This is a genomic window from Vibrio sp. B181a (assembly GCF_030248375.1).
In the GTDB taxonomy this organism is placed as follows: domain Bacteria; phylum Pseudomonadota; class Gammaproteobacteria; order Enterobacterales; family Vibrionaceae; genus Vibrio; species Vibrio campbellii.
In genome coordinates, this window is the sequence record NZ_JAHGAD010000008.1 from 70,027 (window position 1) to 90,038 (window position 20,012).

The 20,012-nt window shown below is 47.3% G+C and carries 18 protein-coding genes; 11 read left to right on the forward strand and 7 right to left on the reverse strand.

Features of this window, described 5'->3' with window-relative positions:
• Positions 1 to 76: 76 nt before the first annotated feature.
• The 7 genes from KIO97_RS03635 to KIO97_RS03665 all read left to right on the forward strand — a co-directional run bounded on the left by KIO97_RS03635 (position 77) and on the right by KIO97_RS03665 (position 7,268).
• On the forward strand, positions 77 to 985 hold the full coding sequence (locus KIO97_RS03635) for a DMT family transporter (protein WP_038890191.1): 909 nt from the start codon (positions 77 to 79) through the stop codon (positions 983 to 985).
• 196 nt (positions 986 to 1,181) lie between these two features.
• Complete coding sequence (locus KIO97_RS03640) at positions 1,182 to 3,629, forward strand: EAL domain-containing protein (RefSeq protein WP_285381018.1); 2,448 nt, start codon at positions 1,182 to 1,184, stop codon at positions 3,627 to 3,629.
• 166 nt (positions 3,630 to 3,795) lie between these two features.
• The gene (locus KIO97_RS03645; protein WP_285381020.1) at positions 3,796 to 4,593 is read left to right on the forward strand and encodes a substrate-binding domain-containing protein; all 798 of its coding nucleotides are present in this window, start codon (positions 3,796 to 3,798) and stop codon (positions 4,591 to 4,593) included.
• A 14-nt stretch (positions 4,594 to 4,607) separates the two neighbouring features.
• Entirely contained in the window at positions 4,608 to 5,315 is a 708-nt protein-coding gene (locus tag KIO97_RS03650) for a hypothetical protein (protein ID WP_105025671.1), read from the forward strand.
• A gap of 10 nt (positions 5,316 to 5,325) precedes the next feature.
• Positions 5,326 to 5,847, forward strand: a complete 522-nt coding sequence (locus KIO97_RS03655) for a sigma-70 family RNA polymerase sigma factor (RefSeq protein WP_285381023.1) — start codon at positions 5,326 to 5,328, stop codon at positions 5,845 to 5,847.
• The gene (locus KIO97_RS03660) at positions 5,832 to 6,593 is read left to right on the forward strand and encodes a hypothetical protein (RefSeq protein ID WP_285381025.1); all 762 of its coding nucleotides are present in this window, start codon (positions 5,832 to 5,834) and stop codon (positions 6,591 to 6,593) included. The genes KIO97_RS03655 and KIO97_RS03660 overlap by 16 nt, the downstream gene beginning before the upstream one ends.
• A 234-nt stretch (positions 6,594 to 6,827) precedes the next feature.
• On the forward strand, positions 6,828 to 7,268 hold the full coding sequence (locus KIO97_RS03665) for a hypothetical protein (protein ID WP_285381026.1): 441 nt from the start codon (positions 6,828 to 6,830) through the stop codon (positions 7,266 to 7,268).
• A 51-nt stretch (positions 7,269 to 7,319) separates the two neighbouring features.
• Here the strand turns inward: KIO97_RS03665 and KIO97_RS03670 are convergent, their stop codons facing one another.
• The 3 genes from KIO97_RS03670 to ftnA form a co-directional block, all read right to left on the reverse strand.
• Complete coding sequence (locus tag KIO97_RS03670; protein ID WP_039975947.1) at positions 7,320 to 8,513, reverse strand: NAD(P)/FAD-dependent oxidoreductase; 1,194 nt, start codon at positions 8,511 to 8,513, stop codon at positions 7,320 to 7,322.
• 147 nt (positions 8,514 to 8,660) lie between these two features.
• Positions 8,661 to 8,984: a universal stress protein UspB gene (uspB, locus tag KIO97_RS03675; protein ID WP_047480113.1), complete on the reverse strand. Its 324-nt coding sequence runs from the start codon at positions 8,982 to 8,984 to the stop codon at positions 8,661 to 8,663.
• A 90-nt stretch (positions 8,985 to 9,074) separates the two neighbouring features.
• Positions 9,075 to 9,602, reverse strand: a complete 528-nt coding sequence (gene ftnA / locus KIO97_RS03680) for a non-heme ferritin (protein WP_005429998.1) — start codon at positions 9,600 to 9,602, stop codon at positions 9,075 to 9,077.
• A 156-nt stretch (positions 9,603 to 9,758) separates the two neighbouring features.
• On the opposite strand from ftnA, the gene uspA reads away from it, so the two are divergent.
• Both uspA and KIO97_RS03690 read left to right on the forward strand, forming a co-directional pair.
• The gene (gene uspA, locus KIO97_RS03685; protein WP_005430021.1) at positions 9,759 to 10,184 is read left to right on the forward strand and encodes a universal stress protein UspA; all 426 of its coding nucleotides are present in this window, start codon (positions 9,759 to 9,761) and stop codon (positions 10,182 to 10,184) included.
• 70 nt (positions 10,185 to 10,254) lie between these two features.
• Positions 10,255 to 11,133: a carboxylate/amino acid/amine transporter gene (locus KIO97_RS03690; protein WP_285381030.1), complete on the forward strand. Its 879-nt coding sequence runs from the start codon at positions 10,255 to 10,257 to the stop codon at positions 11,131 to 11,133.
• A 62-nt stretch (positions 11,134 to 11,195) separates the two neighbouring features.
• On the opposite strand, the gene KIO97_RS03695 is transcribed toward KIO97_RS03690, so the two are convergent.
• The 3 genes from KIO97_RS03695 to KIO97_RS03705 form a co-directional block, all read right to left on the reverse strand.
• Positions 11,196 to 11,795: a hypothetical protein gene (locus tag KIO97_RS03695; RefSeq protein ID WP_285381032.1), complete on the reverse strand. Its 600-nt coding sequence runs from the start codon at positions 11,793 to 11,795 to the stop codon at positions 11,196 to 11,198.
• Positions 11,796 to 12,001: 206 nt separating this feature from the next.
• Positions 12,002 to 12,781: a class I SAM-dependent methyltransferase gene (locus tag KIO97_RS03700; RefSeq protein WP_051118973.1), complete on the reverse strand. Its 780-nt coding sequence runs from the start codon at positions 12,779 to 12,781 to the stop codon at positions 12,002 to 12,004.
• Between the two features lie 64 nt (positions 12,782 to 12,845).
• Positions 12,846 to 16,010 carry an EAL domain-containing protein gene (locus KIO97_RS03705; protein ID WP_285381036.1) on the reverse strand — a complete coding sequence of 1,055 codons (3,165 nt, stop codon included), beginning with the start codon at positions 16,008 to 16,010 and terminating at the stop codon, positions 12,846 to 12,848.
• Between the two features lie 115 nt (positions 16,011 to 16,125).
• Between KIO97_RS03705 and asnC the strand changes: the two genes are divergently transcribed.
• On the forward strand, positions 16,126 to 16,590 hold the full coding sequence (gene asnC, locus KIO97_RS03710; RefSeq protein ID WP_005430014.1) for a transcriptional regulator AsnC: 465 nt from the start codon (positions 16,126 to 16,128) through the stop codon (positions 16,588 to 16,590).
• Between the two features lie 85 nt (positions 16,591 to 16,675).
• On the opposite strand, the gene prlC is transcribed toward asnC, so the two are convergent.
• Entirely contained in the window at positions 16,676 to 18,718 is a 2,043-nt protein-coding gene (gene prlC / locus KIO97_RS03715) for an oligopeptidase A (protein ID WP_285381038.1), read from the reverse strand.
• A 424-nt stretch (positions 18,719 to 19,142) separates the two neighbouring features.
• Between prlC and KIO97_RS03720 the strand changes: the two genes are divergently transcribed.
• The gene (locus tag KIO97_RS03720; RefSeq protein ID WP_005533522.1) at positions 19,143 to 19,982 is read left to right on the forward strand and encodes a 23S rRNA (adenine(2030)-N(6))-methyltransferase RlmJ; all 840 of its coding nucleotides are present in this window, start codon (positions 19,143 to 19,145) and stop codon (positions 19,980 to 19,982) included.
• Positions 19,983 to 20,012 lie beyond the last annotated feature (30 nt).

Here is a 20,012-nt window from a genome sequence, read left to right on the forward strand (position 1 = left end):
CTAGGCGCTCCGTACAACATTCTCACACTAGCTCAAACCAACAGCAATGAGCGGTACATCATCACACAGAGGCATCATGAACGAGCGTCGCGCCCTAGGATTTGGGCTATCAGCGGTATTACTTTGGTCAACAGTAGCGACCGCATTTAAATTGACTTTGGCGGAATTCACACCGATTCAGATGCTGACCATGGCGAGTATTGTCTCGGCCATCGCACTCATCATGGTATGTGGTGTACAGGGGAAGTTGAATCAGCTCAGCTCAACATTCCTTTCCAACCCTTGGTACTACTTACTACTTGGGCTGATTAACCCGCTAGCGTACTACCTTATTCTGTTTAAAGCCTACGACTTACTGCCAGCCTCTCAAGCGCAGGCAATCAACTACAGCTGGGCGATCACACTCACCTTAATGGCAGCGGTTTTCTTAGGTCAGAAGATCCGCAGCAAAGACTGGATTGCTTGTGGTTTTAGTTACTTGGGCGTTATCGTGATTGCCACCAAAGGCAATGTGTTGGGGATGGAGTTCGAAAGCCCACTTGGTGTCGGACTAGCGCTGCTTTCTACATTACTATGGGCAAGTTACTGGATTCTCAACACCAAAAACAAAGCCGACCCTGTAGTAGGTGTACTATTGGGCTTTCTGGTGGCGATTCCCTTTGCGATTGGCTTAAGCATTTACGAAGGCGCAAATTGGAGCCAGATCACCGCGAAAGGTTGGGCGGCAGTGACCTATGTTGGTCTGTTTGAGATGGGCGTAACCTTCGTGTTATGGCTATCTGCACTGAAGTTAACCGAGAACACAGCGCGCATCAGCAATCTGATTTTTGCTTCACCATTCATCTCACTCATGCTGCTTTCTACTATCATTGGCGAAGAGATTCACCCATCCACTTTGATTGGCTTGGTGCTGATCATCAGCGGCTTGGTCATTCAACAAGTGAAGTTTGGCAAGCAGCAAAAACAGGCAAACAACGCTCAGTAACATCGCCCGAAACCATTGCAAAAATGAGACGCGATTTATAAAAAAGAGAGCTAGCTAACAGTTTACCCGATTAATGAAGTGTTCCTTGCTTGGATTTGTCTGGGCTTTGGATACGATATAGCCAAAGCCCGATATTTACGTCTAGTCAGATGTTCAACATTCAAATCCAAGGGCGTTTCAGGATGCTTTATTAATTATGTTTCGCTTCGCTATCTCCCCTGCATTGATGACTGACTGGAAACAGGCTCTGCAACAATTCTGTGATGCCACACAGGCGCACGGTCAGCTTTATACGTTCAGCTATACTCGCCAATGGCGTTTGAGTGAGGTGGCGACATCGCCGCAGCATAATCGTGAAGTCGTTGCGATTCTCGATCCTGCCACTGAATGCTTTACCTATCCTCAACTCGTTGTTGAACAAACGCCTTTTCAAAGCCAAACCTTGAGTTACTGCCCGGTATGGCTGCCGAGTGGTGAGCTATTTGCTGCGCTCGCCTTGGTTCATCCAACTGAGCAAAATACTGTTATTTCTGGGTGGTTAAGCGCATTAGCGGGACGCATCGGCTTTGATGTTGCTCAGACTTATCATAAAGAGCAGAAGCGCCACGATGTTCAATTGCCAGAGTTACTGCCATCACTGCAAGAGTTCATCGACTGCTTAGAAGACCACACGTGGATAAAAAGTACCGATGGTCGTTATGCGATGACCAACCGCAGCGTTGAAGACTCTTGGCAAATGACGGGCAGTGACATTGTTGGCAAGAATGACTTCGAGTTGTTTAGCAGTCGTCGAGCGAAGAAGTTCATTGATACCGACCAGTTGGTCATTGCTACTGGCAGCCAAAATACCGTCGAAGAATGCACTCTCATTGATGACAACAACAACCCAACCTGGTTGGAAACCATCAAATCGCCAATCCGCAGCCAAACTGGTGAGCTCGTCGGCATTTTAGGCATGACACGTAACGTCACTCGTCGAAAGATGGTGGAAACTCAGTTGTCATTGGCGTCGAAAATCTTCGATAACTCCCACGAAGGGATGGTGATCACCGACCGTAAAGCCAATATCCTCGATGTGAACAGCGCCTTCACCCACATCACTGGCTACACAGCCGAAGAAGTGATCGGTAAGAACCCCAACATCCTGCGCTCTGGGCACCATGACAGCAAGTTTTATCAACAGTTGTGGCGTCAGTTAGAAAGCAAAGGTCAGTGGAAAGGCGAATTCATCAACCGTAAAAAAGATGGCAGCATTTACCCGCAGCTCGCCACCATCAGCGCGGTGATGGACGATAAAAACCATCTGATTAACTACATCTGTGTGTTCGAGGACATCTCGGTACGTAAAGCTCATGAAGAAAAACTGCAACGCATGGCCTTTTACGATCCATTGACCAACCTGCCTAACCGTACCCATTTGATCAGCTTGCTCGAACAGCACATCGAGAGTGGTCAGCAACATCAACACGCGTTTGCGACCCTGTTCCTCGATATAGACCACTTCAAACACATCAACGACAGTATGGGGCACTTCTGTGGCGACCAGCTCCTGACTAAGCTCGCTGAACGTCTGCAAGATGTGTTGCACTTACGCGCTCATGTAGCACGTATTGGTGGCGATGAGTTTGTGATTATATTGCCGAATATCGAGTCGGATTCGCAGCTGATCGACACCATTGAGGACATACTCTGCCTGTTCAACCGTCCTTTTGAAGTCAGTAAGAACGAATCTTTACGTATCTCCACCAGCGTAGGCGTGGCACGTTATCCTCAAGACGGACAAGACAGCGAAACCTTGCTCAAGAATGCCGATACCGCCATGTACTTGGCGAAGAAAAACGGTCGTAACGGCTACGCATTCTACTCACCAGATTTGACCGATAAATCCGTATCTCACGTGCGTATGCAGTCTGCTCTGCATGAGGCGATTGAAAAAAACCAACTTCATTTAGCATACCAACCGCAATACAACTTAAGTGCCAACGAACTGGTTGGCGTAGAGGCCTTACTGCGTTGGCAGCATCCCGATCTTGGGATGATTTCTCCAGCGGACTTTATCCCGATTGCAGAGAAAACCGGCTTGATTCAAAGCATTGGTAAATGGGTCTTGGAGCAAGCTTGTTTGCAAGGTCGCACATGGCTGGATAACGGCATTGAATTTGGCAAGCTCGCGGTGAATGTATCGGCTCTTCAGCTACAACAATCAGACTTCATCAGCAAACTTGGAGCTATTCTGAAACAAACCGAATTCCCGGCGCACCGCCTAGAGCTTGAAATCACCGAAAGCTTCCTACTGATCGATCCACAACAAGCCATCGCATCGCTGAATTTACTGCGCGAGATGGGCATTGAAATCTCTCTTGATGACTTTGGCACCGGTTACTCGTCACTGTCTTACCTCAAAGGTTTGCCAATCAACAAATTGAAGATCGACCGCTCTTTCGTAAGCGATGTTCCAAGCAATACCGACAGCAATGCGATCGTGAACGCCATCATAGCTATGGGACAAACCCTTTCGTTAAAAGTGGTTGCTGAAGGCATCGAAACCGACGAGCAAGCCCAATACTTATTCGAGCGCGGCTGCATCTACGGACAAGGCTTCCGCTTTAGCGCCCCAGTTCGCGCCGAGAAGTTGTTTAAATAAAAAAAGACCGAGCACTGATTCGGTCTTTCACTTTCTCTACAAATGGTTACTTCCCAGAACAACGCGCCCATTTTTAGTTATACAAAAATTTTTTACTTACCCGCATCCAATCGACTGTTTCTCTCGTCTCTTATCCGCTTGTTTACATTAATGGTTAGGAGAAAACATGAAATATCACATAATCGCGGCAGGATTGACCGCTCTGCTCACTAGTACTTCAACACTTGCGTCACCACTGCTCGACCCAAGCATTATCCATAAACCAAACGATGGAGAAATCAATGTCTATGGCCCAGGAGGCCCCGACACCGCTCTCCGTCATGCCGCAGAAGCTTTCAGTAAAAAAAGTAAGGTGACGGTAAACGTGATCGCTGGGCCTGAATCAAAGTGGACGAAAGATGCACAGAAAAATGCTGACTTAATCTTTGGATCCGCAGAACAATCCATGAGCGCTTTTGTTGAAACCTACCCCTTTATTACCGATCAAGATGTTGAGCCAGTGTACTTGCGCCGTGCAGTGATTGCGGTCCCAAAGGGGAACCCAAAAAATATCAACGGGTTTAAAGACCTACTCGAAAAACCAGCGCGAATAGTCGTGACTGAAGGTCTAGGGGTTTACAACACTTCCGGTACAGGCGTTTGGGAAGATGTCGCAGGACGCACGGGTTCACTGGCTGACGTACAGAACTTTCGCAAAAAAATCATTGCTTACGCCAAAGGCAGCGGAGCAAGTTTCAAAGCTTTTCAACAACAAAAGGCTGATGCGTGGATCACTTGGATTCACTGGCCGCTCAACCATGCCGATAAAGTCGACTATGTAGAAATTGAGCCAGAAAGACGCATCTACCGAGATCTCACCCTAGCAAAGGCAAAAGGTGCAGATCCACAAACTCAAGCTTTCATTGATTTCGTTAACAGCAGTGAGGGAGAAACCTTTTTCACTCGCGAAGGTTGGACTCGTTAATAAGGAAAACGACTGTGAAAAAACTATTATTTTCAGCATTACTGGTCACCTCAACTAGTTTTGCTGCACCAACAATAACTACGTCAGTTGGAGAGGTATACACCGATGCCTCAGGCAAATCACTTTATACCTTTAGCAAAGATCCAGTTGGGAAATCTGTATGTACTGACCAATGTGAGAAGTTATGGCCGCCTGTTCTTGTAACCGCACAATCCAGCAAGCACTTCGGTACGCAAGCAGGCTTCAGCCAAATAACAAGAGAAGACGGCAACAAACAATGGGCTTTGAACGGAAAACCACTTTATCGCTGGCTTAAAGACTCTCAGAAAGGAGAGATCACAGGTGCGGGCATCAAAGGCGTTTGGCCACTAGCCCGAGCGGATGATGTCACCATCAGACTGTACAATGATGGTAAGCAACGTTATCTGGTCGATAGCCATAATAAGACTCTCTATACCTTTGATAAAGATAAGCCAAACCAATCCGTTTGCTACGATGATTGCGCCTCTAAGTGGCCACCTGCTCTTGTGGATACAGAGATAACTCAAAAGGGGATAGCAAATCTAAAGCTGACGGGAGGATTTGGTGTGACTCAGCGCAACGACGACTCATATCAATGGACATATCACAACAAACCGCTTTATCGTTGGATAAAAGACCAAAAGCCCGGCGACACTAGCGGGAATGGCGTAAAACAAGTCTGGCACATTGTAGAACAATAATGAGGAAAGCGTGAACACCGATAAACATAAGATAGGTTTACTGCTTTCCCAAGTAGCGCTTCGAGACCAAGCTGCGTTCGAAGCGCTATACCAGTTGACCAGTACCCGGCTTTTCAACGTTATCCTCGGCGTCGTTAGAGACGAACACGTTGCAGCAGATATACTTCAAGAGGGGTTCGTAAAGCTCTGGCACAACAACCAGCAATATCCAGTAAATCACCCTTGGGCTTGGTTATGCCAAAGTATGAGAAACCTCGCTATAGATGAAATTAGAAAGCGGAACAATCGAGGGGAAGAACAACTGGTAAAGCCCCCCGAAGAGGTCGCTCTCGAAGTAACATCTGACTCAGGAGCCAACTTATCATACTGCCTAAACTCGCTCGCTGAAGAAAAAAGGAATGCGATTATCTTGGCCTATCAGCACGGGATGAGTCATCAAGAGATCGTCCACCATGTGAGCACTCCACTTGGCACAGTGAAATCGTGGATTCGCCGAGGTTTACAGGAGCTAAAACGATGCCTAACCCATTAAAAAACGCACGTTATCAAAATCAAGAGCTAAGAGATAAACTCGCCGGCGAATACGTTCTGGGAACATTAACGCCACTCGTACGAAAGAGATTGGAAACCCTCATGCGATCAGATCCCACTTGGTGGGAACACATCGACCTTTGGCATCAGCATTTATCTAGCTTAACTCCAGCAGTCGATATGGCACATTCTGAAGGCAACTTGAAACCTCCGCCACGCCAAGTATGGAAAAACATCGCATCCCAAACAATCAAACCACCGAAGCAGACTCAGACTATGCGTTGGTGGTGGCTCCCTATTAGCATGGCTTTTTCTCTACTCCTAGGATTGTCGCTACAACCTTTTGTATCACCAACCTCGCAACCAACAGAGATCGCACAAGTGCGCCCTATTAGTTACTTAGCCATGATGTCTTCTGAGAGCCAAAAAGACCATTTTGCTTTGGTCGCCTATCAAGGAGAAAAGCCCGGGCAATCAAGCATCCGCATGCAGAGAAACCGTGCGATGGCGAAAGTACCCATGGATAGAGCAATGGTGTGGATGAGAGATGGAAATACCGGTGAGCTCAAACTCATTGATAGCCTAGAAAATGTAAATAACGTCCGCTATATGTCGCCAACTGAGTGGCAAACGCTTAAAAACAGTTCTGAACTGTTAGTGACCGCTAATCGCGACCCAAACAGTGAGATTTTATATCGAGGCCGTTGTGTAGAACTAAGCGCCCCACCAGCAAGCAAAGCATCATAAGCACTTAGCTTTCGGTAAAGTCAAATATGGTATTGAACAGCAGCGATGGTCGTCATTATGAGTCCATCGCTGTTGCGAGAAATACTTTAGTTAGAGATCGCTCTCAAAAGTAATCTGCTCGGATAAAACATCAGCATGTTTTATCTGGGCTTTCTCGAAACTTCTTCTGATTAATTCGACATCCAAGCCCAAACTGCACAGGCTTGTTGAGATGCGAAGGGGAAGAAGCAAAAAATGAAGAACTCAATATTACTCGTGCTTAGTGTCATGGTCTTTACCACTGCGCACGCCCAATCACCCCCGCCCTCATTACTCGCAACCTATGCTAACTATTTGGCAAACGCATCAGAGGAAAATATCTCAGAGACTTATTGGCAGTATTTCTCGAAGGAGGCACTCACAGGTATCGAGGTAAGCTCTCCAACAACAAAAGAGCAGTTACTGTTCAAACAGTTGATGAGGTCAACAAGCAGTGTCTATGAGGTGCATTTCAACGACTATAGCTGCCTTAGCGTGAATGGCAAAAACTCGAACGATGAGCCCATCACGTTCAATATTGAATATGAGATAGAAAATAGCCGGGCGTTGATATCACACATCGATGTACAGCTGCATAACTCAGAGAAAGAGTTTCCGACCAAAGCAACATGCCCACGAGACTATATGGTGTTTTGAAGTGAAGGATAGGCTGAGCTTAGATAATGCTCAGCCTACAGAAAATTTTGTTTACACCCACTGCCCAGCGACAAAGCCGCTCGACCAACACCATTGGAAGTTATAGCCACCTAACCAGCCGGTTACGTCCATCACTTCACCGATAAAGTACAGACCTTTGATGTTCTTACATTCCATGGTTTTTGAAGACAGGTGATCGGTATCTACGCCGCCTAAGGTCACTTCTGCGGTGCGATAGCCTTCTGTGCCATTTGGTGCAACCGCCCAGTTTTCCAGACGCTCAACGATGGTTGCCATCTCTTTCTGGTTGAACTGCTTAAGTGGTTTGTCTGCCAATTCTTTACGTTCAATCAGCACTTCAACCAAACGCTTTGGTAGCACTTTTGCTAGCGTGTTCTTTAGAGATTGGTTCGGGTGCTTCTCGCGGCTGCGTTCTAGCAGTTCGGCGATATCGTCGTTTGGTACGAGGTTAATCGTCACCTTTTGACCCGCTCGCCAGAATGAAGAGATCTGTAACACCGATGGACCAGACAAGCCACGGTGAGTAAACAGCAGCGCTTCTTTGAACATGGTGCCGTCTTGCGCGGTGATTTCCGCAGGGATCGCAATGCCCGATAGCTCAGCAAAATCTTCTTTGTCTTCTTTGTGCAGCGTAAATGGCACCAGACCTGCCGTAGTGGTAATTACTGGAAGCTCGAACTGCTCAGCAATCTTGTAGCCGAATGGCGTCGCGCCCAATTTAGGCATCGACAGACCGCCGGTAGCCACCACCAAAGATTCACATTCGATGTTTTCAGTACCCGCATGCAGACGGAAGCCCGCATCGGTTTTCTCGATCGAATGTACATCGCATTGGTAGCGTTGTTGGATATTTGGCATGTCGCATTCTGCTAGTAGCATCTTAACGATGTCTTTTGCGGTAAATGCATCAACACAGAACAGCTGTCCGTGATCGCGCTCTTCAAACTCGATGCCATGCTTGCTGACCATCGAGATAAAGTCCCAGTTGGTGTACTGAGACAATGCCGATTTCACGAAATGTGGGTTTTGGCATAAGTAGTTGCTCGCTGAGACGTCGTAGTTAGTGAAGTTACAACGACCACCACCTGAGATAAGGATTTTACGTCCTGGCTTTTTCGCATGATCCAGCACGAGCACACTGCGTCCGCGTTTGCCTGCTTCTGCTGCACACATCAAACCCGCCGCACCTGCGCCGATTACAACAACATCAAATTTCTTACTCATGGGTAACGCTCAATTACTTATTTAGATTGGTAAATCCAAAAATAAAAAAGGATGTGCGTAATGCACATCCTTGCTTTCTACGGGCGCTATTCTATCGACAAAAGTCGAGAGGGAAAAGCGCTTAAATTCCAAGCATTGCTTACTGGCCTATAAAATGAAGGCTGCCAGTAGGGTTACACCAAGTAAAGCGGTCGATAAAATGAATAACCCACGCACCCTTTCACACTTGCCAGTAAAGAGCTCATCGTGGTGATGGTGGTATTCTTTACTCTTAATGTAATGGTACAACCGCACCTGTTTGGTGACGTTACCATGGGTGGTGAAGAATCCATTGCCATCCACTTGCTGATAAAGCAAAGGATGCGCTTCACGCATGATGTGTATAAGAGAACGAAGAGCGGTGAGATAACGGACCATATTGAGCCCTGTTACCACCATTAGCGCAAATAAGATTGTGTCTCCACTGATCATCTTTTCCTCCCTACATCTTCAATGATGCTCAAGAGATAAAGACGATCAATGCTTCGCCCTTAACCCGCTACTTAGCGCGTTGAGAACGCGTTATGCAGCCGGAGCATCCATAATTGAAGATGAACCTTCTTTCGCCATTTGTGCTAGATCTTTATCGATGAAGAACAGTGCCTTACCATCTTCACCAACCAATTCGATCTTATCTAAAATCCCTTTAAACAACTTCTCTTCTTCGTGCTGTTCAGCCACGTACCACTGTAGGAAGTTAAACGTAGAGTAGTCTTGGCTTGTAAATGCACCATGTGCCAATTTATTGATTTTTTCCGTGATCATTTGCTCATGTTCGTAGGTTTCACGGAAAACATCGCCCAGGCTCGCAAAGTCATGCTTTGGTGCTTCAATTGCACCTAGGATTGGCATTGAGCCAGTTTCGCTCACGTAAGTGAAAAGACGTTGCATGTGCTCCATTTCTTCTACGGCGTGAGCGCGTAAAAATTCAGCCGCACCTTCAAAACCTTTGTCTTCACACCAAGCACTCATTTGTAAGTATAGATTGGATGAGAAAAATTCTAGGTTAATTTGCTCATTCAATTGTTCAACCATAGTTTGAGACAGCATGTTAACTCCTATTTATATGCATGCGTTTTGCACCACTATAACATGATTACTGAGGCAAGACTTTGTACCTACGATATTGATATGAGATCACTTCAGCAAAATTTTCTGACACTTAGTGCTAATCTGACACTATGACCTTATCAAGGAGATAGCAATATGAGTTACAAACACATACTTGTGGCAGTCGACCTCTCAGACGACAGTAAAGTGTTGATTAAGAAAGCCGTATCGCTGGCTAAACCTCTGGATGCGAAAGTCTCTTTCATTCATATCGATGTGAATTACGCCGAGCTTTACACCGGGCTTATCGACATCAACATGGCGGAGGCGCAGCACCAAGCGATGGAAGCGTCTCGTACACAATTAGCGAATTTTGAAGAATACGCAGAGTACCCAATCACGCATACGTTAGTCGGTAGCGGTGATTTGAGTAACGAGCTTTGCGATACCATTCAGGACTACAACATTGATTTGGTGGTTTGTGGTCATCACCAAGATTTCTGGAGCAAGATTCTTTCTTCGACGCGTCAGCTTATTAACTGCTCACCTGTCGACATGCTGGTCGTACCGCTAAAAGACTGATTTGCGTTGGCTCGACCTTAAAACTTGGTTAGACTGCGGGCACATTTGTTGTTGATAAAGATTCTCATCCATGGCTTATCTATCCGCAGTTACCCTACTTTGGGCATTCTCATTTAGCCTGATCGGCGTTTACCTTGCCGGTCAGGTCGATTCTTGGTTTTCCGTTTTCATGCGCGTTGCGCTGGCAAGCTTGGTCTTCATTCCTTTCTTAAAATTCCGTGGCGTAAGCAAATCGCTGATCGCGAAATTGATGATCGTGGGTGGCTTCCAACTCGGCTTAATGTATTGCTTCTACTACCAGTCTTTCTTACTTCTTTCTGTACCAGAAGTGCTGCTGTTCACCGTATTTACCCCTATTTACGTCACCTTGATTTATGACTTCTTAAAACGTCGATTCTCGCCTTGGTATTTGGTTACGGCGGCAATCGCAGTGCTGGGAGCGGCGTGGATTAAGTTTGCTGGCATCAATGAAAACTTCTTGATGGGCTTTTTGGTCGTACAAGGGGCGAACCTGTGTTTTGCCATCGGTCAGGTCGGCTACAAGTACATTATGGAAACCGAATCGGTTGAGCTGCCACAGCACACAGTATTTGGTTACTTCTACTTAGGTGCACTGTGTGTGGCAACCGTTGCTTTTGCTTTGATGGGGAACTTAGATAAGATGCCAACCACAGCAACGCAATGGGGCATTCTAACTTACCTTGGTTTGATCGCATCGGGTTTTGGTTATTTTGCGTGGAACAAAGGCGCAACCATGGTGAATGCTGGCGCACTTGCGGTAATGAACAACGCGCTCGTCCCTGCCGGCTTGATTGTGAATATCGTGATTTGGAACCGCGATGTTGATGTGATGCGACTTGCTATTGGCGGCGCAATCATCATGCTGTCGCTGTGGATTAACGAGACTTGGGTGAAAAAACGCGTAGAGATGAGTTACGCCAACAAGTAGCCAAACTCAGCCCCTAAAAACAAAAACGCTCTCCAACTGGAGAGCGTTTTTTGTTGATTTGATTAATGCACTTTGGCTTGCGAGCTTGTGTTCATCAACGCATTAGGTGGCGTTGGTAGCAGCACCTCTAGTTTGGCATTTCGCGCTTCAAGCTTGCGTTGGCGTTTTAGCAATTTTTGCTGCTTTTTGGCTAACTTAAGCAACTTTTTCTGCTGTTTATAATGTTTCTTAACCGCTTTTTTCGCCTTCTTCAGCGCTTTCTTATCTGATAAATCAAACATTGCTGGCGCCTCTAGCTTAGTTGTTGAGGTTACGGCTGCGACTTTTGCTGCCAGTTTTTTCTCTTTCACTCGTTCCACTACACGCTTCACGATCGCGGCTTTCTCTGCGCTTTGTTCTGGCGCCATAATAATTGGCGAATCTTGAGTAAAGGACGAGGTTGGCAGTGCTTCCACCAACAAACCACAAGCCTGTTGCTCGGACAGCGGCTTGTCTTGGCATTTTTGAGGAGGAATCGCAGCAGGCTTACACAAGGTATCTTTCGAGGCAGAAGAACGGGCACAAGAACGACAGACAAACCTAGGCGCCACCACTAGACGGTGAATATCACCCAGACTTTCAGCAATCTGTTTGCGGCTCATCTTACATAATCGTTTCGCCATGCTACTACTCCAGCTTCCCAATTCTCGACGGTCTTACTCTACGACATCACACAAGTGTAATAATAATAATTCTTAGTTAGATATACAGTCAGTGTGCCGAATTAGCAAGAGAAAAGTATCAATAAGCGGAGTAAACGCCAGATACAAACACAGCGCCAAATCAGGCGCTGTGAGGAGAAGCTTTTGTCGTCAGGCGTTTAGGCGAGCTACGCCATTGATGCCTTCACATACACATCGAAACGGTTCTTTTTGGTTTCGATTGCCATGCTTGGCTTTTGATCATCAAGCCAGTCTGCGTAATCTGGACGCTTGACCACTACACGCTTACTCGCCAATGCCATTGCTGGAGCCAGCAAACCATCTGCATCAAGATCTGCACCAACCAAAGATTGGAAGACGCGCATCTCTTTCTTCACTAATGCCGATTTCTTTTTGTTTTCAGGGTGCGGGTACATTGGATCGAGGTACACCACATCGGGCTGGATAAAATCTTTATCTTGCGCTAATTGCTCCAGTGCATCATGGCTAGAAGCGTGAATCAAAGACATGCGCTCTGATACCCAAGTCCCGATTTCTGGATCGTGTTTCGCACGTGCCAAGCCGTCATCCAACAATGCAGCGACCACCGGATGACGCTCTACCATTTGCACTTTACAGCCTAGCGACGCCAATACGAACGCATCACGCCCTAAACCCGCGGTGCCATCCAGTACGGTTGGGGTTGCGCCTTTGTTCAAACCCGCGGCTTTCGCAATCGCCTGACCTTTACCGCCACCGAACTTGCGACGATGCCCGACTGCGCCACCAATCAAATCAACAAAGATCGCACCCAGTTTTGGCTCGTCCACTTTACGCAGCTCTAAGCGCTCAGTCGTTAGGACTAGGGCAAAGTCACTGTCGTCAGTATGAGAGAGCTGCCAACGCGCAGCGAGTTCATCAAGGTGAGACTGTTGAGATGGGTCTTCACAAATCAATTGCAGTTGCAAAAGGAGGCTCCAGTAAAAATCGGTTTAACTGCCGCTGAGTGTATACCCAACCCACCTCTAATTGCTAGGCTGGGGATAAGTTAGATGACTTTCTACTCTTCGGCTCAAGTTGTTGGAGTTCGTTGACTAGCTCAGCCAGAGGCTTAGGATGACCGATGCCATAACCTTGGCCATAGTCGACGCCAAGATCGACCAAACACGCTCTAACTTGGTCATTCTCAACAAACTCTGCCACCGTGACTTTACCCATTTGCTTGGCTAAATCGTTAATCGACCGCACCATCACGCGATCCATCTCGTTTACGTTGATATCTCGCACGAAAAGGCCATCAATTTTCACGATATCGACAGGAAGTTTCTTTAAGTAGCCAAAAGACGATAAACCGGAGCCAAAATCGTCCAACGCAATCAAGCATCCCAGCGCTTTAACACGAGTGAAGAAGTCGAGCGCTTGATCGATGTTGCTCATCGCTGCCGTTTCAGTGATTTCTAAACAGATTTTTTCACAAGGAATCGAAGACGACTGCAAACGCTCTAGCAGGAAGTCGATAAACTCTTGGTTACCCATTGATTGACCAGACAAGTTAATCGCACAGCGACCGAGCTGCTCCACGACTTCTGGACGCGCTTCAAACCACTCTAAAGTTTGGCTGATCACTTGTTTATCAATCCAGTGAGCAATGTTGTAACGCTCAGCGGCAGGGACAAAGACGCCGGGGGATAAGTAGTTGCCTTGAGCATCGCGAATACGCACCAGAATCTCAAAACACAATGGTGAACCTTCACCACTCAAATTCAAAATACGCTGAGCAAACAGTTCAAGACGCTTACTCGATAGCGCCTCATGCACCAAATTAACGCTTTGCATCTCCAACTGGCGGTGTCGCAACTCTTCGTTGTCCAAGCTAAACAAGTTATAGCGGTTACGCCCCTGCTCTTTAGCCGCATGGCAAGCCGAGTCCGCCTGAGCATGCACCATTTGTGGCGTTTCTGCCGTATGGTCGATGATGCGAACGCCCACCGAGCAGCTCATAAACAGTTGCGTGTCTTCCCAACGGAAAATCTGCTCACCCAACGTAGTGATGATCTGCTTAGCAATGTTAATCGCGCCGTGCTCATCGCAGTCTTTCAACAACACCGCAAATTCATCACCGCCCATGCGCGCCAATACCGCATTGTACGGCAAGACTTCCTCTAACATGCTGGCACAGAACTGGATCGCGGCATCACCCGCATCGTGGCCCACGGTGTCGTTGAGTACTTTGAGTTGATCAAGATCGAGGTACAACATCGCATGCACTCGACGGTGGCTTTCTACTTCTCTCAGCGCCGTTTGCAGCTCTAGCTCGAAGTAGTTGCGATTGTAGGTATCGGTCAGTAAGTCATAGCGCGCTTGATATTCGAGCTGCTTGGCGAGTTTCTTTGTTTCGGTGATATCTTCCCCAACGATCAACAATTGGTCGGAATCTCTTAATGGGCGAATGTTTTCACGTACCCATACGCTATAACCATCGGCGTGACGATATTCGATTTCTCGACGCCAAACCCCGTTCATCACCTGCTGTGGCTGCAACAAAACTTGGCGCGGGTAGAGTGCTTTTTCATCACAATAGAATGAACATAAGTATTGCCCTAGCATATCCAACGGTTGATACCCTAAAAGCTGCTGTGCAAAACGATTCACCTCTTGCACGCGGTTATTGCTATCGAGCGTCACCATCATCACAGGCTGCTGCTCATAGTAATTACGCAGACTTGATTCGCGATGATAGAGCTTGTCTTCCATCGCTTTACGGCTGGTGATATCGCGAGCTTCAAATAGATATTGCTCTTGGTTCGCCACTTGTTGTGAAAACGGTTTGAGAGACACTTCCAGCACCATGGCACCGTGTTCCTTGCTCCAGATTTCAGCCTCAAAAGTGGCCACTTGGCGATGACTAGAGTGAAAATAGCTGGCGAGTAATTGGCGCGCTTCCTCACTCCAGTTTTTGTGGTGCCAAAGTGGACGATCGACACGCATTTCCTGACGATTAAATAAAGATTGCAGACGATCGTTACCTGATTTGAGCAAACCGTGTTGGTCGAGAATGCCCATGTACTGCATACTCTGATCAAAAACCGACTCTAAAATCGCTTGGCTTTCACGGGCGATGCTCTCGCTGCGACGAATTCGCTGTAAATAGTAGCTGAGCAGCAAAATAATGATGGTCATCGCCACCAAAACACTGCCAAACAGTTTGATTTCTCGTGCGTACCGCTCAGTAAAGTCTGCCGGCTTATTGAAGAACACCGATGAAGCTTCTTGCTCTGCTCCTAAGCCCCAACGCACCACCGATTGATAATCGAGTTTGATATCCGATTCTGCACTCACCACCGCAGGCAAAGGCTGTGCTGGGTTATCGAGGACTTGCGTCAGCAACTTCCCCGCCTCAAAACCTTGGCGGTAACCGCTTTGAATAACGCCACCAACCGCGCCATGCCCTAGTCCAACATCATGCACCATAAATACAGGAGCATTGGAGGCTTGGTTGATATCACGCCAGTCCTTATCGGTCGCGATATTGCCATGGATATCTCGATAGTAAGTCCAGAACAACACCACGTTATCGATGTTCATTTTCGACACTTTTTGCTTTAGTGTTTCAACACTGTCAGGAACGAAGTGGCGAACTTTGTCGCGATATATGGGGTTATTATCGAGAAAATTCTCGATCTGGGCACGAAGTGCCGATCCCGTTACCGAATGGTCACTGACGACAAGAATCTGTTTGTGCTTGGGGTGTAATCGTTCGATAAGTGCAAGATTAGCAAGCAGGTCGACATCTTCAATCACGCCTGTGGCTTTCAATCCCCGATGCAAAGAGGAATCGTAATTGTTGATGCCACTGAAAATGACTGGAGTATCTTCTAGCACGTCCGACAGACGCTGCATTAAAGCAAGCGCGTTGTTATCACTGACGACGATCGCGTCGAAATGCTCTTCACTCAGTTTGGTGCGATAAAGGGACTCCAGCTGATTGAAAAATTGTTGGCTCTGACTGCGCTTAGAGTCGAGATACAGAATACGGATATCAAGCGGGTGCCCCTCAAGTTGCTGGGCGAAACCACGCTGAATAGAGTCGGTCCAAAAAAAACCTTGGTGGTATGAGTGAACAACGAGGACTTTTTGTTCTTGCGCCGTAGCGACAGCACTGAAAATAAGCGCTATGAAAAACAGAAAAAGTGGCACATCAACTCCATGACTTCAGAGCTACCTCGCGGTTATCCCTGCGTAAACCTTGTGAATCCTGTCCGCTGTGAGTATAAAATGAACTCCAAACCTCATACCCAACGGAAATAATTGTATGAATGCGAGCCTGCCTAAACTCGACGACCTCGATCGCGCTATTCTCAAAACTCTGATGGCGGATGCGCGTAAGCCTTACGCGGAAATGGCAAAACAATTTAATGTCAGCCCAGCGACCATCCACGTTCGTATCGAGAAAATGAAAGCGGCGGACATCATCGAAGGTACTGAGGTAATCGTCAATACTAAAAAGCTAGGATACGACGTATGTTGCTTTATTGGCATCAACTTGAATGCAGCGCGTGACTATCATTCAGCGCTAGAAAAGCTCAATGCCCTCGATGAAGTGGTAGAAGCTTACTACACCACAGGCGCGTATAACATATTCGTCAAATTGATGTGCAAATCGATTGAGGAGCTGCAATTTGTCTTGATTGATAAGCTTCAAGCGATCGACGAAGTGCAATCCACTGAAACGCTGATTTCACTGCAAAACCCGATCAATCGCAGCGTCAATCCATAATGCCCTGAATCAGATACTAAAAGTTGAATCTAAGAACAAAAAAATGGGCAGCCACTTGGCTGCCCATTTTCATTCTCAATCGAGATTACGCTGCGATACCAGAATGGCGCAGTAGCGCATCGATTTCTGGCTCACGACCACGGAAGCGCTTAAACAGCTCCATTGGTTCTTCACTGCCACCCATTTCTAGGATGTTGTTCAAGAAACTCAGACCGGTTTCTTTGTTGAAGATGCCTTCTTCTTCAAAGCGAGAGAACGCATCTGAAGACAGCACTTCTGCCCATAGGTAGCTGTAGTAACCTGCGCTGTAACCACCAGCAAAGATGTGGCCAAAGCTGTGTGAGAAACGCGCCCACTCAACCGCTGGTACAACTGCCACTTTCTCTTTCACTTCTGCCAAGGTTTCCAGCACACGAGCACCCACTTCTGGGTCGTATTCTGTGTGCAGAGTGAAGTCGAACAAACCAAACTCTAGCTGACGTAGGATGCCCATCGCTGACTGGAAGTTCTTCGCTGCGAGCATTTTGTCTAGCATCGCTTTTGGTAGCGGCTCGCCAGTCTCGTAGTGACCAGAAATAAACGCCAGCGCGTCTTCTTCCCAGCACCAGTTTTCTAGGAACTGACTTGGTAGCTCAACCGCATCCCAAGGCACACCGTTGATACCCGATACAGCGCCTGTTTCTACTTGCGTCAGCATGTGGTGGATACCGTGACCAAACTCATGGAACAGAGTCACAACTTCATCGTGCGTAAACAGTGCAGGCTTATCACCCACTGGACGGTTGAAGTTACACGTTAGGTAAGCAACCGGTGTTTGTAGCTCGCCTGATAGCGTTACGCGACGACCACGGCAATCGTCCATCCACGCACCGCCACGTTTGTGTTCGCGTGCGTATAGATCTAGGTAGAAGCTGCCGCGCAGTGTACCTTCGCCGTCGAAGATATCGAAGAAACGCACTGATTCGTGCCAAGTATCCACGCCTTCACGTTCTGTCACTGTCATACCAAACACGCGGTTTAGCACTTCAAACAGACCACTTACTGCTTTTGATTCAGGGAAGTAAGGACGCAGTTCTTCATCCGAAATTTGGAATAAGTGCTGCTTTTGCTTCTCGCTGTAGTACGCGATGTCCCATACGTTTAGCTCGCTGACACCAAATTCCGCATTCGCAAACTGGCGTAGCTCTTCGATTTCGCGTTCACCTTGTGGTTTCGCTTTGGTTGCCAAATCGTTCAAGAAGCCAAGAACTTGCGCTGGATTCTCTGCCATTTTAGTTGCCAGAGATTTCTCACTGTAAGTGTTAAAACCCAACATGCGAGAGATTTCATGACGCAGTTTTAGCTGCTCAGTGATGATTTCTGAGTTGTCCCATTTACCTGCGTTTGGACCTCGGTCAGAAGCACGCGTTACGTACGCTTCGTACACTTCTTTACGTAGGTCTTGGTTATCACAGTACGTCATCACCGGTAGGTAAGACGGGATATCTAGCGTGATTAGGTAGCCATCCAGCTCTTTTGCTTCTGCTGCTGCTTTTGCCGCTGCAAGTGCAGATTCTGGCATACCCGCTAGGTCTTTTTCGTCGGCAACGTGCTTCGTCCAACCCATGGTTGCATCCAGCACATTGTTAGAGAATTTTGAGCTCAGCTCAGACATGCGCTTGCTGATTTCGCCGTAGCGATGTTGCTCATCTGATGGTAGACCGATGCCCGAAAGCTCGAAGTCGCGTAGAGAATCAGAAATGGTCTTTTGCTGTGCACGCGTTAGCGTCGCGTACTCTTCGCTTGCTTTGATCGCTTTGTACGCTTCGTAAAGACCTTTGTGCTGACCAACCCAAGTACCGTACTCAGACAGGATTGGTAGGCAGCTTTCGTAAGCTTCGCGAAGTTCTTCGCTGTTCACTACTGAGTTCATGTGACCCACTGGTGACCAAATGCGGCTCAAGCGGTCATCCGCTTCTTCAATAGGCGCGATCACACTGATCCAGCTTGGGTTTGCGTTGTCTTTTAGTACCTCGTCAATCTTGGCACGACAATCCGCAATCGCCTGCTCCACTGCAGGTTTAATGTGTTCTGGTTTGATTTGCGAAAACGGAGGAAGATCCGTAAACGTAAGAAGTGGATTAGACATGAATAATTCCTTTTGTGTTTTGGCTCTGTATTTGCCTAGTCGCATTTGCAAACAATCTATTGGTATTTGCAAAACTGTAGGCGAACTCAATGCACAGGCAAGCCGACAACATGGATGGGGGGATTTCCGTTCCCTTTCTCGATGCAGCAATGACCGAATGGGTCAAAGAGCGCTTACTCTGTCCTTGAGTCTTGTTATGCCTAAGTTCGGTTTGGCACTCTATTGGAGCGGCGCAATCCCACTTAGGTTCAATTTGTTTACTCATACTAAGTATGGGTGACTTAAAGAAATTTCAATAGCGAATCCCTATCAGTGATACTGATTTGAATCGAAGTTCTACTTCTTTAAGTTACTTGAGTATAATACCGCCATATCGCGAAAATCACAGACCACACTCAGTCAAAGAGTGTTTCGAGAGTTTAATTTGTTAAGTTACCGCCACAGCTTCCACGCTGGCAACCATGCTGACGTGGTAAAACACATCGTTCAAAGCCTCATTCTTGATGCACTAAAGCAGAAAGATAAGCCGTTTGTTTATCACGATACCCACTCGGGTGTGGGACGCTACGATCTGACTCACGAATGGTCTGAGAAAACGGGCGAATACAAACAAGGCATCGCGCGCATTTGGGACAACCCAAATATTCCTGAAGACATCGCAAGCTACATCGATTCAATCAAAACGTTGAACAACGGTGAGAAGCTGCGTTACTACCCTGGTTCACCGCGCGTTGCACGTGCGCAAATCCGCCCACAAGACCGTATGGTTCTGACTGAGCTGCACCCAGCCGATCACCCGCTACTAGAGCAAGAGTTCCACCGCGATCGTCAAGTGAGCATCTACAAAGAAGATGGCTTCAAGCGCCTGAAAGGCAGCCTGCCACCGCAAGAGCGTCGTGGTTTGGTGCTGATTGACCCACCATACGAGCTAGCGAAAGAATACCGCGACGTCGTGCAAGCGATTTTCCAAAGCCACAAGCGTTGGGCAACTGGCATCTACGCGATTTGGTACCCAGTGGTAAACCGCTGTGATATCGAAGATATGATTGAAGGCTTGGAAGGACTGGGCATTCGCAAAATCCTGCAAATCGAATTGGGCGTCTCTCCTGACACCAACGAGCGTGGCATGACGGCATCAGGCATGATCGTGATTAACCCACCGTGGAAACTGGAAAGCCAGATGAAAGAAATTCTGCCATTCCTGCAAGAAGCGATCGCGCCAGCAACAGGTCACTGGAAAGTCGACTGGATCGTTCCAGAATAAAAAACACCGAATTTCAGAATCTTAAAGCGT